At 47.4% G+C, this 15,163-nt stretch carries 15 protein-coding genes; all 15 read right to left on the bottom strand.

Annotation, left to right across the window (positions count from 1 at the left end; all coding sequences use genetic code 11):
- On the bottom strand, window positions 1-1,074 hold the full coding sequence (gene rfbB / locus LK436_RS08440; protein WP_008395230.1) for a dTDP-glucose 4,6-dehydratase: 1,074 nt from the start codon (window positions 1,072-1,074) through the stop codon (window positions 1-3).
- A gap of 24 nt (window positions 1,075-1,098) precedes the next feature.
- A complete protein-coding gene (gene rfbA / locus LK436_RS08435; RefSeq protein ID WP_008395231.1) occupies window positions 1,099-1,995 on the bottom strand; it encodes a glucose-1-phosphate thymidylyltransferase RfbA in 897 nt (298 codons plus the stop codon).
- A gap of 436 nt (window positions 1,996-2,431) precedes the next feature.
- Entirely contained in the window at window positions 2,432-3,445 is a 1,014-nt protein-coding gene (locus tag LK436_RS08430; protein ID WP_008395234.1) for an acyltransferase family protein, read from the bottom strand.
- 453 nt (window positions 3,446-3,898) lie between these two features.
- The gene (locus LK436_RS08420; protein WP_008395236.1) at window positions 3,899-4,345 is read right to left on the bottom strand and encodes a glycosyltransferase; all 447 of its coding nucleotides are present in this window, start codon (window positions 4,343-4,345) and stop codon (window positions 3,899-3,901) included.
- Window positions 4,346-4,467: 122 nt separating this feature from the next.
- On the bottom strand, window positions 4,468-4,977 hold the full coding sequence (locus LK436_RS08415) for a pyridoxamine 5'-phosphate oxidase family protein (protein ID WP_008395237.1): 510 nt from the start codon (window positions 4,975-4,977) through the stop codon (window positions 4,468-4,470).
- A gap of 74 nt (window positions 4,978-5,051) precedes the next feature.
- Window positions 5,052-5,987, bottom strand: a complete 936-nt coding sequence (locus tag LK436_RS08410) for a nucleotidyltransferase family protein (protein WP_008395238.1) — start codon at window positions 5,985-5,987, stop codon at window positions 5,052-5,054.
- An 82-nt stretch (window positions 5,988-6,069) separates the two neighbouring features.
- Window positions 6,070-8,217, bottom strand: a complete 2,148-nt coding sequence (locus LK436_RS08405; protein WP_147594734.1) for a hypothetical protein — start codon at window positions 8,215-8,217, stop codon at window positions 6,070-6,072.
- Between the two features lie 217 nt (window positions 8,218-8,434).
- On the bottom strand, window positions 8,435-9,052 hold the full coding sequence (locus LK436_RS08400; protein WP_008395241.1) for a hypothetical protein: 618 nt from the start codon (window positions 9,050-9,052) through the stop codon (window positions 8,435-8,437).
- 56 nt (window positions 9,053-9,108) lie between these two features.
- Complete coding sequence (locus LK436_RS08395) at window positions 9,109-10,152, bottom strand: LCP family protein (protein WP_008395242.1); 1,044 nt, start codon at window positions 10,150-10,152, stop codon at window positions 9,109-9,111.
- Complete coding sequence (locus tag LK436_RS08390; RefSeq protein ID WP_227910190.1) at window positions 10,149-11,564, bottom strand: sugar transferase; 1,416 nt, start codon at window positions 11,562-11,564, stop codon at window positions 10,149-10,151. The genes LK436_RS08395 and LK436_RS08390 overlap by 4 nt, the downstream gene beginning before the upstream one ends.
- Complete coding sequence (locus tag LK436_RS08385) at window positions 11,554-11,796, bottom strand: hypothetical protein (protein WP_008398681.1); 243 nt, start codon at window positions 11,794-11,796, stop codon at window positions 11,554-11,556. The genes LK436_RS08390 and LK436_RS08385 overlap by 11 nt, the downstream gene beginning before the upstream one ends.
- A gap of 84 nt (window positions 11,797-11,880) precedes the next feature.
- On the bottom strand, window positions 11,881-12,582 hold the full coding sequence (locus LK436_RS08380; protein ID WP_008398680.1) for a CpsD/CapB family tyrosine-protein kinase: 702 nt from the start codon (window positions 12,580-12,582) through the stop codon (window positions 11,881-11,883).
- A 2-nt stretch (window positions 12,583-12,584) separates the two neighbouring features.
- Window positions 12,585-13,289 (bottom strand): YveK family protein, encoded by a 705-nt coding sequence (locus LK436_RS08375; protein ID WP_008398678.1) that lies wholly within the window; start codon window positions 13,287-13,289, stop codon window positions 12,585-12,587.
- Between the two features lie 6 nt (window positions 13,290-13,295).
- Entirely contained in the window at window positions 13,296-14,036 is a 741-nt protein-coding gene (locus tag LK436_RS08370) for a CpsB/CapC family capsule biosynthesis tyrosine phosphatase (RefSeq protein ID WP_015574488.1), read from the bottom strand.
- Between the two features lie 198 nt (window positions 14,037-14,234).
- Complete coding sequence (locus tag LK436_RS08365) at window positions 14,235-15,080, bottom strand: tyrosine-type recombinase/integrase (RefSeq protein ID WP_044931645.1); 846 nt, start codon at window positions 15,078-15,080, stop codon at window positions 14,235-14,237.
- Window positions 15,081-15,163: the final 83 nt, after the last annotated feature.

Here is a 15,163-nt window from a genome sequence, read left to right as displayed (position 1 = left end):
TTAGATTTCCACTTTTGCTTTATACATTGCCTCGTAGTATTTCTGGTAATTGCCGCTGGTCACATTGTTCATCCAGTCCTCATGCTCCAGATACCAGTCGATGGTCAGGACAATGCCCTTCTCAAATGGAGTCTCTGGATACCACCCAAGGTCATTCTTAATCTTAGTAGGGTCGATGCCATAACGGCGGTCATGACCCAGACGATCCTCCACATGCTTAATCAGGTCTTCAGAGATGCCCTCATCCTTCAGGCGGTCATGAAGCTGCTGGATAATGGTCTTAACGATGAAGATGTTGGGGCGTTCGTTGTGTCCGCCCACGTTATAGACCTCGCCGATCTTGCCATCGTTTGCCACCATGTCGATGGCCTTGCAGTGATCCTCCACATACAGCCAGTCACGGATCTGCATACCGTCACCGTACACAGAGAGCTGCTTGTGATGCTTGACATTGTTAATCATCAGGGGAATCAGCTTCTCCGGGAACTGGTAAGGACCGTAGTTGTTGGAGCAACGGGTGATATTCACCGGCATACCATAGGTGTCATGGAACGCCTGCACAAAGTGGTCCGCGCTGGCTTTGGAGGAAGAATAGGGGCTGTGGGGAGACAGCGGAGTGGTCTCAGTAAAATAGCCTTCTGTACCCAGCGCGCCGTAAACCTCATCGGTAGAAACCTGAAGGTACTTCTTGCCTTCTTTCCAGGCTTTTGTCTCCGGGTTATACCAGGCTTCCTTCGCCCGCTGAAGAAGATTGATCGTCCCCATCACATTGGTCTGGACAAAGATTTCCGGGTTGGCAATGCTGCGATCTACATGGCTCTCCGCAGCAAAGTTGATTACATAATCAAAGTCATATTTTTCAAACAGACTGGCGACCAGGTCTTTATCGCAAATATCGCCCTGCACAAAGACATGGCGTGGGTCTCCCTCAACGCCTTTCAGATTTTCAAGGCTTCCGGCATAGGTCAGCTTGTCCAGATTGACCAGCAGAATGTCCTGATATTTTTTCAGCATATAATAAACAAAGTTGGAACCAATAAAACCGGCACAGCCAGTGATCAAATACTTCTTCATACTCTCTTTTCTCCTCTATCTATTTCAGTGCAGCACATCCAGGTATTTGCCGTCCAAGACATCTTTCAAATACTGGCCATACTGATTTTTCTTCAATACCTCATAGACGGCCAGAACCTCCTCTTTGGTAATCCAGCCGTTCAGATACGCAATTTCTTCCAGGCAGGCGATCTTACGATGCTGGTGCTGCTCCATCGTCTTGACAAAATTGGTTGCGTCTACCAGGCTCTCATGGGTGCCGGTATCCAGCCAAGTAAAGCCCTGGCCCAACAGTTCTACATTCAGTTTTCCAGCTTCTAGGTATATCCAGTTGAGGTCGGTAATTTCCAGTTCACCGCGTGCGGAAGGTTTCAGGCTCTTGGCATAGTCCACGACCTGATTGTCATAGAAGTAAAGGCCAATCACGCAGTAATTGCTCTTTGGATGTTCCGGCTTTTCCTCGATACTGACGGCCTTGCCGTTCTTATCAAACTCTACGATGCCGAATCGTTCGGGATCGTCCACATAGTACCCAAACACCGTTGCACCCTTACCGGATTCTGCATTGGCAACAGCCGCTCTCAATCTTTTCTTCAGGCCGTGTCCGGCAAAGACGTTATCGCCCAAGACCATCGCCACAGGCTCGTTCCCAATGAAATCTGCTCCGATAATAAAAGCCTGGGCAAGACCGTCCGGAGAAGGCTGAACCGCATAGGTGAGGTTGACGCCAAACTGATGGCCGTCACCCAACAAGTCCTCGAAACGGGGCGTGTCCTGTGGAGTAGAGATAATCAGAATTTCCCGGATGCCTGCATTCATCAGAACGGACATCGGATAGTAGATCATTGGTTTGTCATAAACAGGCAAGAGCTGTTTGGAAATAACCTTCGTCAATGGATATAATCTTGTGCCGGAGCCTCCGGCGAGTATGATCCCTTTCATTTTGTTTCTCCTCGTCATATTTTTGTCCTGGCTTACCTTCACTGCTCATGAAACCAGCTCTGATTTCATCAACGCTAAAGACAAACACGACAACAAGCCCATACCAGACACTTTCGTGCCTGGCATAGGCTTGCCTCAAACCTCCTATTCAAATTTTTACGCTCTCATGGTTGGGTCAAATAGAGCAGCCAAGAAGCCATCCACTGTTATAGCTTTTATCGTCTCTAAACCCTCTCTGCATAAAAATTTAGATTTGAGATTCGGGTCAAGCCGTCAAAAGCCTTGATTTTACGTGGTTTTTCTTGGTTGTCCCTATTATATCTCCATCACCAAACATTGCAATTTTCAGTTTTTTACTTTCTCCCATCTTAAGTCCACTCCCGCACATTTATAAAATAAAAACACCTTTATTATCGACGCAAAATTATTCTGCATGCTAGAATTTCATTTTTATCAATTTCCCTGGGTAAAGAAAGAATTCTAGCCATTTAGATTTATGCATTATAAACGCTGCTATTATAGGGCCAGCAAAACTTATACCTATTCCTAAAATGAAATGCGGCACAAGATTATATATTCCCAATCTAAGTAATACAATTCGCATCATTGCAGCAAACGGAGTATGCATTACGAAAATTGGCATCGTATATTTCGAGAGAAAGGCAAACAGTACGGATTGATTTCTATTTTTATATATGATATAAATTCCTACAATAATAGAACCACAAGCTAATAAGCCTAGTAAAAAACCTATTAGTCCGTTATCAATTTCCAGAAGATAAACAACTATGCTCAAAGCGAGAAATACAATCCCTGTAACAATCGAGACCTTAATTTTACCAACATCCCATACCTCAAAGTTTACTGCATTTAAACACATCCCGATTACAAACCATATCTCATTTGATAAAACATAAGATATTGCATTTACTCCAAATCCGCCACAGATGATTGAGACAAATTTTAAAATCAATGCTATGACGAATCCTACAAAATTCATTCTTCTATTTCTAAAAGTTGGTGTAATCAAAAAGATAAAGAATAGCGCATACAAATACCAGTAAGCTCCTGTTGGTTTAAAAAATAACGTCTCACCTAATCCACTTATTGAACTATTAGTAGAACCCGAAAAAATAGTTTTCATTGCCCAAGTAAGAAATGAAAATGTAAAGTATGGAACCCCTAAATTTATTGCTTTCTTTAAAATATTATGAGCCCAGCTGGTTATATTGTTCACTTTGCTCAATTTCTGATATAAATAACCAGAACAAATAAAGAACAAGGGTACATGAAAATAGTAAATTGTTTGATTAAACCATTGATATAAATCATTGGCAGGCATTAAATTTGCCGAAACCATACTCTGAAAAAAATGTCCCAACAGAACAAGTGTACATGCGATAACCTTAATATTATCTACCCATATTTCTCTTTCTTTATTTTTTATCATCGATTCACACCTCAACATTTTTTCATATAGCAGGTCACCAGGTAACCTAACTTCACCATCCGAGTGCTGAGTTCTTCGACTACCCCCTCGAAGCCACTATTTCGGCTTCACCTTTTCTGGCCGAACATTGCAATTCTCAACTTCTTTGTATTCTCGCCCATCCTTACTTCACTCCCCCAGTAAGTTACTTTTTCTTCTCCCCTTATTCAAATATCTTCCTTTGCCTTCACTGCTCATAAAACCAATTTTGATTCCATTAACACTAAAGGAAAACACGACAAATAGCCTGTCGGGGACTCCCTACTGGGAGTCCCTCGGCAGGCTCGACTGACCTCCTTCTTATTCAATTTCTGTCCTTACATTTTGGGTAAATGATGATGGAACAGCACCGTAAAACCGCTATCAAGGTCTGGCTGACCGCTGATCACCCGTTCGAACAGAAATTGAGATCAATCAGTCAAGCCGCCAAAACCCTTGATTTATCAGGCTTTTTCCGGTTGTCTCTATTATTTCACAAGCTCCGTGTATCGTTGCGATACAGCGTTTACCAAACAGTTTCGGCAGCCACATCATGGCGCAGGGACCCTCTGCATGGAAATGAACCACATCGTATCTTCCAAGGGCAGCACAGATCGCTCCAAAGAATGAGGACGACATTGCTGCAAGCCCTTTGCAGTTAACCGTTAAGACTGATTTTAGCTTCACTCCCTTGTATGCTTTATGTACATCTCTGTCAAATTCCTTACCGCTGACATGGTGGCCTGACCGGTTGTAACAAGTCACAGAGTGACCCATCTTTACCATCCGCGTGGACAGTTCCTCAACGACAATTTCTATACCGCCTTCCCTTGATGGAATGCGCTTATGTCCCAGCATTGCAATTTTTAGTTTATCCTTCATTCTCTGCGCATCCCTTCCTAAGTATCTTCTGAAAAGCTGTTGTTTGTGGCTGCAGCGTTCACCACCAAACCCGCACCACTATATGCCCCTCTTTGGCGTCCAGCATGATCCTCCGGCTTCCTCTACATCTCCACCGTCTGCCTGACCGAATACCCCAGCTCCAGAAACTCCCCAAACACCCCTTCCATCTTCTCAGGGTGAATCACCAGAAGATAAAGTCCCTGCGGAATCATTGCTCCCTCCCCTTCTTTTTCCTTCCTGTGAATCTGATACTCTTTAAATTCCCTGCTTCCCGGCTCCGCCACCTGGGCGGTTCCGGTTATCTGGATGCCTTTCATGGAGTCAAATCCTGTATAGGGCTCATAGACTGCCGCACTGACCCGGCTGTTGTCTCTCAGTGCTGCAAATTTCAGCCCTCCCTCTGTGAGAATCCACATCCGTCCCCTGAAGTATTCGTACTCCAGCGGAGTACACCGGACGAAACTCCCGCTTCCCGTTGCCAGGGCGCAGGTATTGTGGGAAGTTAGGAATTCCTCCATCTTTGAAAGGAGCTGTCCCGGCTCCATCCGTTTAAGTTCCGATTCCCGGCTTGTCCAGAATGAGGCTGCCCTGTCATATTCCTGTCGGTTCATGGCTTCTCTCCCTCCCGCAGAGTGTACCTGTCTCCGTTCCTCTTTCCTTCTTCTGTTCTTTTCTCCTGCCTCTGCTATCTGCCCGTTTCCTGTACCAATTTCTCCGGATACTGGCCTTCGTCAATCAGCCTCCGGATGGCCTCTTTCACCGCAGGTACATCCTCCTGGTAAGTCATTCCAAACCACCGGTCTTCCGTCTTTAAAACCATGACTGTGCATCGGCCATTCCGAATTTCCCGGTCCACGATATCGGGAAGCAGGTACTCGCTCTTTAAAGGATCCAGCTTAGCGGAGGAGAGGAACTCCGAAAATCCCTTTTCCAGAATTCCCAGAAAATCTTCTGAAAATCCCCACATGTTCATAGATACCAGAGATTGCTGATTCAGGATAACCGGCTCGCCCTTCTGAACTCCCTGGGCAATGCTCCCCATTTCTTTGCGTATCTCATAGGTTTCTATGACCTGTCTTAGCAGTCCCTCCTCTGTCACCCGGCAGATTCCCCTTGTGACGGTTCCGCTGTCACTTAAAGTATTTTTCAGAACAAAGCCTGCCATACATCCGTGCAGAACTCCGTCCTGGGTCCTGAGCTTTTCTGCAGTAAGGAAGGCTGCCATTTTTCGAAAGGCCTCTTTTCCGTAATAGTCATCTGCATTGATCACTGCAAAGGGCTCATGAATCACTTCCCGGCAGCATAAAAGGGCGTGGCCTGTTCCCCAGGGCTTCGTTCGTCCCTTCGGAAGCAAAAAGCCTTCCGGCAGATCCTCCAGCTCCTGAAAAACATAGACTGTCTCTGCCTGCTTCTCAATCCGTTTTCCGATTCGCTCCCGGAAATCCTGCTCCATGCTTTTTCGAATTATGAATACTACCTTGCCAAAACCTGCCTCCAGGGCATCATGGATGGAATAGTCCACGATAAGCTCCCCCTTGGGTCCCACCGGCTCCAGCTGTTTGATTCCTTTTCCGAATCTGGTCCCCATGCCGGCGGCCAGAATAACTAACGCTGGTTTCATTCCTGTTTCCTCCCTTTTGTAAGGATGATGTATCTTCTGCTCACGGCTTCTGATTTTTTGCCGGATCTTTGGTTATCCTCCGCTAGCCTTCGTATGGTACTGTCTCCGGCTCTGTAATCTCTGCCACATAGTCGGAGCCAAATTCCTCGATGGTTCCGCTGGAATTTACCTTCCATCTGCACTTGTCACCGTCAGTCACTTTTCTGCCCTTTACCACCTTGCCGTTTGAGTCAATCAGCCGCAGCCCTTTTCCCGGTACCCGGAATACTTCGTACTTTGCATTCCGGTCTGCAGTCTGGAGTCTTCCCTTATAGTAAAAGCGTCCGTTCTTAATACCTGTCGTCCCTTTTCCGCTTGCTTCAAAATAGTAATCTGCCTTTTCTCCAGTGTCATCAGTAAGCTCACAGGCTCCGGTGACCATGGAATAGTCGCCGTCCGGCTCTCCAAAGTAATAAACTTCCCCATCAATTTCCAGAAGACCGGTTCTGGCGGCTCCCCTGTCGTCGAAGGCATACTTCTTTCCGTCAATTTTCTGAATCACGTACCTTCCTGCCGGAGCACACACAGGGGCTCCATTTCCCTGAAAATACCGCCATTTTTCCCCGGATGCCCCGTCAATATCTTCCGGAAGCTCCGTCATCAGCCAGCAGTCTTCTGCCTTCTGTCCCTGTATAAATCCTTCCAGCCCCGCATATGGAAAATAGTACCGGTACCCGCTCAGAGCCGGGGAAGCTCCCCTCATTTTGACCCAGCCCATCTGCATAATCCCATAGGTGTCAAAGCAGTAAGTAGTTCCGTCTACCCGGCTTTCCTCGAAGCCGGAGCCGCTTTCCCTCTTCCTGCCGTTTTCCGGCGAGAAGTAAAACCAGCCCCACTCCCCGTTCCGATCTGCATATTTTTTTACATTATCGTTGTCGTCAATCCAGTCCTCGTCCAATTGGATCCAATCCCAGCCATGCCTTCTGGCTCCGTCGTCACCGCAGTAGTATTTATCATCATCCAGCCATCCGGTGGAAATATTGCCTCCCGTGTTAAAGTAATAATCTTTTCCATTAATATTCTTCCAGCCGCCGGTCAGAACATAACCGTTCTCACCGGCGTAATACCAGTTGGTATATTCGCTGCCGTCCGCCCGCTCTCCGCTGATGGAAAACCACTGATTCCGGCACATGGCTCCGTTTTCTCCGAAATACTGTTTTTTTCCCTTCTCATCGGTGTACCATCTCTTTTTATACATCGTGCCGTTGGCATCAAACCGGTACATGGCTCCGTCTATTTCATACGCTCCGTCTTTTTTTGCGGAACCAGCCGCATCTGCCCAGTACCAGTTTTCCGTGGTCACTCCTGTGGAAGCGTTGGTGTTTGAGATTCGGAACCAGCCATTCTGCTGAAGGATTCCTTCTTCATCCAGATAGTATCGGTTTTTATCACCGTCCACATACCAGCGTTTCCGATAGGACAATCCATTTGCATCCAGATAATACCGATGGCCCTCCAGATCCTTCCAGCCGTTTCTCGCCAGTTTTCCATCCGGCTCGGCATAGTACCAGTTTTCGTATGCCTGTCCATTTCCGTTTACGCCGGAGACAGAGAACCAGCCCGTCTGCTTTCCGCCCCGTTCGTCCACATGATACCGGGCGTCCTCAATATTTACCCAGTTATTTCTCGGTGATCTTCCATTGGCGTCAAAGTAATACTCCACACCGTCAATCACCTGCCAGCCTCCTGTCCTCAGGCTTCCGTCCGGGTTTGCATAATACCAGCTGACAGAAGAAACGCCGGTAGAAGAATTGACGGTCGTGACAGAAAACCAGCCCTTTTCCGCCCGGGCTCCCGTCTCATCCACGTAGTAGCGCTTTCCGTCCAGATTGAAGAAAACATTTCTGGGTGAATTTCCTCCTGGGTAGAAATAATAATGTTTCCCCTCTATTTCATGCCATCCATTGGTGAGGACGGCTCCGTCCGGCCCGGCATAGTACCAGGTCACCGTCACCTTTGCCAGAGGATTTGCAGGTACGCTTTCTATCGAAAACCAGGTATTTTCATACCGGGATCCGTCTTCCTTTATGTAATATTTTTCTCCTTCTGCACTCTGCCACCGTCCGGCTGCAAGGGCGGGGAAGGAGGCCAGCAAAAGCATACCGGCAGCCAGAGAGACCAGTCGTCTTTTCCATGTTTTTGCTTCCAGTCCGGACAGACACTCCGGTAAATTTAAAAAACGCTTCTTCATACTCGTATTTTTCCTTCTCAGAATATTTTTTCCTTTTGCCTTCTCTATCTCAAAAGCAGCTTTCCCAGTCTGCACATCTGCTGCTCCTTCTTTTCAAAATTCATGCATATATCAATATTTTTTCATCTTTTATATTTATTTTTTTATTTTAACCAGGCCAGGCAGAAAGGCAGCACTGCCTTTCATCAAAACACTGCTGCCCTTCCCTTCCTGTCTCTTAGTTCTTGTATACGACTGTAAGCGGTCCTGCATAATTAAGAGATACCGTTACTGTCTTTGTACCGGTGCTGACAGCTGTAGGCGCTACCAGCTCCCATTTCCCGGTACTGGGATTCTGTATCAGAATCTGAATATTGTTCAGTCCCTCTACCAGGTTCGGCACATAGATGCTGAACTGGATCGGCTGACCGTCAGTGGATGCAGTTGTCTCCATGTTCTGAATTCTGACTAACGGGTTGTACCCTGTCAGATCTGTGTCAGAAGGCAGAGACTGGATAGTGGAAAGCCCCGCATTCACCTGCGCGATCTGGTTGTCTGAAATCGAAGCTCCGAAGTTTTCCGTGAAAGTCACGCTAACTCCGGTATTCGTATTGCCAGACAGCGCCCCGCTTCCTCCGGAAGCCTCAGGCGTGCTGCCGTCTTCGATGGTCGTGAGTCCAGGGCCTCCCGGATTGTAGCTTCCGCCGCCAATCGGTCTGGGACCTGAACTTGAACTGGAGCCGCCTCCGCCGATCGGCCTGGGATTTGTGCTGGGACTTCCGGCCGCAAATGCCATGGTCATTACAGACAGTGACAGCGCTGCTGCCAGAATTCCGGCCTGATACCTGATTTTCATCGTAGCTCTCTCCTTTCTTTTTTATTTCTGTTCTGCAGGCGTCCGGCATTTCTGCCCTACGTTTCCCTGTAGAACAGCTCTATAATCATTTCCTCAAATGCCTCTCCGTCAGGGTAAAACTCGTCATAGACAAGCCCTTCAGTTCCCTCGCCGGGCACTGTGAAGAAGTGATCTCCGCCAAACAGATTTTCTGTACCCATGGCTGCCAGACCTGCATCCAGATATGCATCCTTGTTCAGATCTGTAACCATATACTCCTGCAGCGCGTCAAAGGTTTTTCCAAGAAACTGGCTGTCTTTCTGCTGTTCCTTCTCAGCCTGTTCCATCCATCCCTTCGCGTAGGTCCTGTGGCGATCCATTCTTGAAATGGCGCTCTGTGAAACATCGGTGTCTCTGTAGCGCACATAGGTCTCTGCCTGCTTTCCGTGAAGGGTAACGGTCTCACCATAGGGGAGGCTGGGATCTCTTCCCTCCATGCCAGGATCGTCAATGGTAACCGTAACTCCTCCCACCAGATCGTTCAAAACAGGGATTGCGCTCATATTGACGGAAACATACCCGTCTATCTCCACTCCCCCCAGCAGATTTTCCACTGCCTCTGTGAGAAGCTCACAGCTCTCCTGCTCTCCGTCTCCGTAGCCGTAGGCCAGGTTCAGGTGCTGTACATCCGTTCCCAGATAATTTCCATTCAGATCAAACAGCCTGATCTCTGTCATGGTGTCTCTCGGAATGGTGAGAATATTTACCTCGTCTGTCGCCCGGTTCTGTATCAGAAGGGCCATCACATCTGCCTGCCCTCCCGCGCCGGAAACCTTCTGCTGCTCTACAGCCCCGCTTGTGTCAACTCCCACACAGAGAATCACAGTGTTCAGAGTATTCTGTCTGTATTCCTTTCCGTTATAAACTCTGACAGCCTCCCTGTCTCCTGTCTGGAGGCCATTTTTCTCTCTTTCGCTTTTCCGCATTTCAGCCGTCATCTCTGCTTCCTTTTTTTTCTGATAAGACTGGACTGAAAAGGTGACAAACCCTACCGCCGCGGCAAACACGAAAATTCTCAGAATTGCCGCCAACCATCTCTGCCTTTTTTTATTTTCTGTCATTCTGCCCCCCTGTGGAGAAGGACAACAAAGACTGTCTGAAAGAGGATCTTAATATCCAGCCAGACAGACCAGTTGTCTATGTACTCCAGATCCAGCCTCACCACATCCTCAAAATTCTGGATGTCGCTGCGTCCGCTTACCTGCCACATGCCTGTAATCCCAGGCCGGAGCGAAAGGCGCCTTTTGTGATGCTCCTCATAGCGCTCAAACTCGTCCACGGTCGGAGGCCTCGTTCCCACAAGGCTCATATCTCCCCGCAGCACATTAAAAAACTGCGGAAGCTCGTCTATACTCGTTTTCCTGATAAACTTTCCTACCTTCGTAATTCTCGGGTCGTCCTTCATCTTAAACATGAACCCTTCCATCTCATTCTGCTTCATAAGTTCCTTCTTTCGCTCCTCCGCATCCATGTACATGGAACGAAACTTATAAATCGAAAACTTCCGGCCGTTTTTCCCAATGCGGGTCTGCTTAAAAACAGCCGGCCCAGGAGACTCCAGCTTGATGGCCGGAACGACGAAGAGTCCGATTAAAACGGTCAGGCAAATCCCCACAGCTGCTCCCAGAATATCCATGGCCCTCTTTAATATCAGTTCAGAGGGACGGAAAATTCGGGGGCCGTAGGTCAGAACCCGGTAGAGTCCAAGCTCTCCTATCTGCTTTTCCTCCTCTGAGAGTCCCAGGCTGCTGGCCGCCACATGGACGACAATCCCCATACACTGCAGCTTCTCTAAAAGGCTGCTGATGCATTCCCTGCTGCTGTCCGGCAGGCTGATCAGGGCTTCATCTACTGCCTGGCGCTTGAGATACTCGGTAAGATCAAAGTCTGAAGTGCTTTTCCTCTCATATCCTCCTGTATCTTTTGGCCTGATCAGATACAGCTCAGGGTTCTTTCCCTCACGGTCCATGATCACCAGGGCTATCAGCTCATACATATACAGGTTGGAGGCGGCGAGCCGGCCCATAGCCTTCTGCACATTCGACGGATTTGCAAAGATTAAAAGGCGGGTTCTGTTTTTTTCATTTCCATAGTAATTGAAGATCACTGCCTTGCAGTAAATTCTGCCGAGGTAAAGACATCCAAAGGAAAACAGCACCAGGAGGACGAAAAACAGTCTTGTATCCCCGCCTCTCTGCCCCAGCAAGAACAAGAGGAGGGCAAACAGAAAGGCCATATAGACCGTCTGCCTCACCACGTCCAGAAAAGTTTCCACAGCGCTTTCCTCCGCCAGCGGCTTCTCATGTCCGAAGAACAGATCCGATACCAGATAAACTCCCAGCACCATTGTAAGGCCGTACCATTTCATCCTGGCCGGCAAGGAGCCGTACAGGGCCAGCTGTGTCATCACATACGCCGCCGCCATCGCTGCCAGATCGATCAAAATATAAAAGGAGCGGTTTTTAACCGACATGAGAAGACACGTCCTTTCTCAAACGTTTTCTGCCCTCTCCTCCAGCAGCCAGAGCCAGACCATAGCCCCCCGCCAGCAGCAGTCCTTCTGCTGCTAAAATATCCCATCGCGGGCCTCCCTGTTCTCCGCTGCCGCTGATACCCAAACGGCTGCTCAGCATTGCCGCAGCTGCCCCAATCATCAGCACCATGAATAAAATTATCAGCCTTTTCCTTCGTTTGTTCTTTTTCATACCACTCACTCTTTTCAATTTATTTGAATCTGTTATGACTGGCTTATCTCTCCCCCGCGCTGTCCGTCCGTTCTGTCTGCCAGATTACTTCTCCGCACCATAGCCATAGTACTTCCTGTATCGCTTCCCGTAATAGCCTCCATGCTCTGATGTAACCTTATTAAGTACTGCTCCTAAAATCCGGCAGCCGCTCTTTTCCAGCTGCTCCTTGATTCTCCTCTCAATCCTGCGGCTGACCGTTCCTGCCGCTATCACCAGAACTGCTCCGTCACATACCGTGGAGATGATAGCTCCGTCCGTAATGCCTGCCATAGGAGGCGTATCGATCAGAATATAATCATATTCTTCTCTCTTTTTTAGAATCAGTTCTTTAAACAGAGGCTCCGCCAGAAGCTCTGACGGGTTCGGCGAGTACGGGCCTGCAAAAATAATATCCATCCCCTGGATGTCTGTGGTGCAGATCACCTCCTCCATCTGCCTCTGACCGCTCAGATACTCCGTAAGCCCGTGTACCTCCTGTTCTACCTGGTATCGTGTAAGGAGAACACTTTTTCTAATGTCTGCATCTACCACCAGTACCTTTTTACCAAGCCCTGCCAGGGACATGGCCTCTGATATGGTAATCTGACTTTTTCCCTCGCCCGGCACAGCGCTTGTAAACATAACCGTCTTAATGTCGGGGCCGCTGAACTGGATATTGGTGCGCAGCGTCTTAATCGCTTCCTCAAAGCGGAAATCCCTGTTTTCATCTGTGTGGATATTCACCACCTTCATCATCTTTCCCATAATCAGCGCTGCCCTCTCTTTCCTTTATCCTTTTCCGGAACAGACGCCAGTACAGACAGTTTCAGATATTTCTCCACATCCTCCTCTGTCTTCACAGTGTCGTTCACAATCACGCGGACTGCAACGAAAGCACAGACCAGAAAGATTCCGCCTGCTGCTCCCATAACGGCATTTTTCTTAACATTAGGGCTGGTCGGTGCGACGGCCGCCTCGCCCTCCTCCACAATCTTAGGAGGAATCATCTCCATTATCTCCCCGATATACTCAGAGGAACATTCTGCAACCGTGTTTACAATATCTGCCGCCAGGATCGGATCGGGATCCTCTACCGACAGGGTAAGGATTCTTGTATCTTTCGGATTGTCGATGGTGAGTTTTTCTCTCAGTGCTTTATAACCATATTCAAGCCCCAGCTCATCAACCACCTGCTGCAGAACAGGACGGCTGGTTATCATCACCTTGTAATCCTGAGTCAGCTGGCTGCCTATCTGGAGATCTGCCAGAGATGTCAGAGTAGTTTCTTTTGATAGAACATACATCATGGCTGTGGATGTGTACTTGGGAACAAGAATCATCTTGCTGTACAGTCCAAATGCCCCTCCGCCGATTATGGCTGCCAGAATAATCAGCCACAGCTTTTTCTTTAATTCATAAAATAATTCCAACAGATCAATCTCGTCGTTTTCCTCATATCTGTTTTTTTCCATCTCCCTCTACCTGCCCATTCCTTCTTTTTTCTTAATGATGTAAGCCGGATTTTTCCAGACCATCCAGTACAGCCTGCTCCGTGTGCAGTTTCTGCTCAGCCAGCTGACTGCTTTCTTTATATCCGGTGTTCTCTGATTGATATGGTGCATATCAGTTCCCAGCAGATGCACGTTTCCATCTAAAACCTGTCTCCTGCACCACCTGGTATTTTTGTGAAGGGGATTTCCCTGAAGGCTGGAGAAATTCATCTGTGTAAAATTCCCTGCCTGAATCAGATCCCTGACTCTTTCCCCTCTTTTCAGACACTCATACCGCTCCATATGTGCTATGACAGGCAGATACCCTGCCATCTGCAGCTGCCTGAGGCGCTGGCACATATGGCTGAAGGAAACCACAGGCTGAAATTCTATCAGTATGTACCTGCTCCCTGCCATGGTAAAGGCCCTTCCTTCTTTCAGATCTTCCAGAAGCTCCTCTGAATCCATAAGCTCCTGCCCTAAATAGATTCTAAAATCGGAGTCTATCTTTTCTGCCTCTTTTTTAAGCTCCCGGGCCAGCTCTCTGAGCCGCGCTGTATCCTGTCCCCGCCGGTAGTGAGGGGTTGCGATGATACGTCGGATCCCCTGGTCATATGCCATCTGAAGCATTTGTCTGGCTTCCTCCAGACTTTCAGCTCCATCGTCGACTCCCGGAAGAATATGGGCGTGCACATCAGTAAGTTCTGCTTTTACCTTTCTCCTGAGCATCTCTCTTCTTCCTTTCAGTCCGCCGGTTTCCATTTTTTACTACAAAATAAGAATTCCGTTGTTGACTTTACTGATAGCCTTTGATACAATGAGATATTGAAAAGAAACTTAGGAATTTTTGTTGCTTTATTACTACATTATTCTTATTTTGTCATATTTCGCTGTATTTTCTCGACTTTTTCTTCATCTGACTATTTTTTAGATAATCAGCTCCATATCTTCAAGAACTTTTTCATGTTCAAATCCGCTGATACTTGTATAGATTCTTGTGGTTTCCACACTGCTGTGTCCCAGAATGTCTGCCAGATAGACAATATCGTGATTATTTTTATAGTAAATTCTTGCAAACAGATGGCGGAGGTTGTGGGGAAATATTTTCTTTTCGTTAATCCCTGCTGTTTTGCAGAGGATTTTCATCTCTGACCAGATATTGCTCCTGTCAACAGGCTTTCCTCCTCTTGTGACAAAAACAGGTCCTGAATAAATCTGATTTTCCCTGCAGTATATTTCCATTTTCTCCCTCAGCCTTTTTGGAAGAATAACTACTCTCATCTTTCCCTTTAAGTTTACAGCTGCCCGCCCTGAACTGACTGCTTCTCTGGTAATGCAGACCAGCTCGCTGATGCGGATTCCGGTGGCTCCCAGCGTCTGGAGGATTAGGCTCAGCCTGCTTTTTCCCATCCGCTCTGCCTCTTCCACCAGCCGAATATACTCCTCCCGCTGTATCTCTCTCTCCGGATCACTGACCATGGCCCGCTGAAATTTGAATACCTTTACTCTCAGCTCTTCCAGCCCCATAAAGCTTAAAAAGCCGTTGACTGCAATAATCATGGAATTGGCGCTGCTTATCTGGTACTTTGGAATCAGCTGCCGCTTGTAAAGGAGCACTGCTTCCCGGTCAATGATTTTTTCTTCTGGCAAAAACTGATAAAAATTACGGATATCTCTCAGATATTTTTCAATGGTTGACGGACTTTTTTCTGATTCCATCAGATAAATGCGGTAGGCTTCCATTTTAGCTTCTGTCATTTTCATTTTTTTCATTGCAATTTTCTCCATTTCTTGAAATTTTTTCCAAATTACTATACCATATCAATTATTGGATATATTTCAATAATTAGCTTTCT

Origin of the sequence: Clostridium sp. M62/1, from assembly GCF_020736365.1 — a bacterium.
Taxonomy (GTDB): domain Bacteria; phylum Bacillota; class Clostridia; order Lachnospirales; family Lachnospiraceae; genus Otoolea; species Otoolea saccharolyticum_A.
This window is presented reverse-complemented; position numbering and strand designations above follow the sequence as displayed.

What these genes read in the sequence shown, in the direction of transcription:
- LK436_RS08395 (WP_008395242.1), bottom strand. Translation starts at nt 10,152, where the DNA reads ATGACAGAAAATAAAAAAAGGCAGAGATGGTTGGCGGCAATTCTGAGA.
- LK436_RS08405 (WP_147594734.1), bottom strand. Translation starts at nt 8,217, where the DNA reads ATGAAGAAGCGTTTTTTAAATTTACCGGAGTGTCTGTCCGGACTGGAA.
- LK436_RS08390 (WP_227910190.1), bottom strand. Translation starts at nt 11,564, where the DNA reads ATGTCGGTTAAAAACCGCTCCTTTTATATTTTGATCGATCTGGCAGCG.
- LK436_RS08430 (WP_008395234.1), bottom strand. Translation starts at nt 3,445, where the DNA reads ATGATAAAAAATAAAGAAAGAGAAATATGGGTAGATAATATTAAGGTT.
- LK436_RS08415 (WP_008395237.1), bottom strand. Translation starts at nt 4,977, where the DNA reads ATGAACCGACAGGAATATGACAGGGCAGCCTCATTCTGGACAAGCCGG.
- LK436_RS08370 (WP_015574488.1), bottom strand. Translation starts at nt 14,036, where the DNA reads ATGCTCAGGAGAAAGGTAAAAGCAGAACTTACTGATGTGCACGCCCAT.
- LK436_RS08400 (WP_008395241.1), bottom strand. Translation starts at nt 9,052, where the DNA reads ATGAAAATCAGGTATCAGGCCGGAATTCTGGCAGCAGCGCTGTCACTG.
- LK436_RS08380 (WP_008398680.1), bottom strand. Translation starts at nt 12,582, where the DNA reads ATGGGAAAGATGATGAAGGTGGTGAATATCCACACAGATGAAAACAGG.
- LK436_RS08420 (WP_008395236.1), bottom strand. Translation starts at nt 4,345, where the DNA reads ATGAAGGATAAACTAAAAATTGCAATGCTGGGACATAAGCGCATTCCA.
- rfbA (WP_008395231.1), bottom strand. Translation starts at nt 1,995, where the DNA reads ATGAAAGGGATCATACTCGCCGGAGGCTCCGGCACAAGATTATATCCA.
- LK436_RS08385 (WP_008398681.1), bottom strand. Translation starts at nt 11,796, where the DNA reads ATGAAAAAGAACAAACGAAGGAAAAGGCTGATAATTTTATTCATGGTG.
- LK436_RS08365 (WP_044931645.1), bottom strand. Translation starts at nt 15,080, where the DNA reads ATGAAAAAAATGAAAATGACAGAAGCTAAAATGGAAGCCTACCGCATT.
- LK436_RS08410 (WP_008395238.1), bottom strand. Translation starts at nt 5,987, where the DNA reads ATGAAACCAGCGTTAGTTATTCTGGCCGCCGGCATGGGGACCAGATTC.
- rfbB (WP_008395230.1), bottom strand. Translation starts at nt 1,074, where the DNA reads ATGAAGAAGTATTTGATCACTGGCTGTGCCGGTTTTATTGGTTCCAAC.
- LK436_RS08375 (WP_008398678.1), bottom strand. Translation starts at nt 13,289, where the DNA reads ATGGAAAAAAACAGATATGAGGAAAACGACGAGATTGATCTGTTGGAA.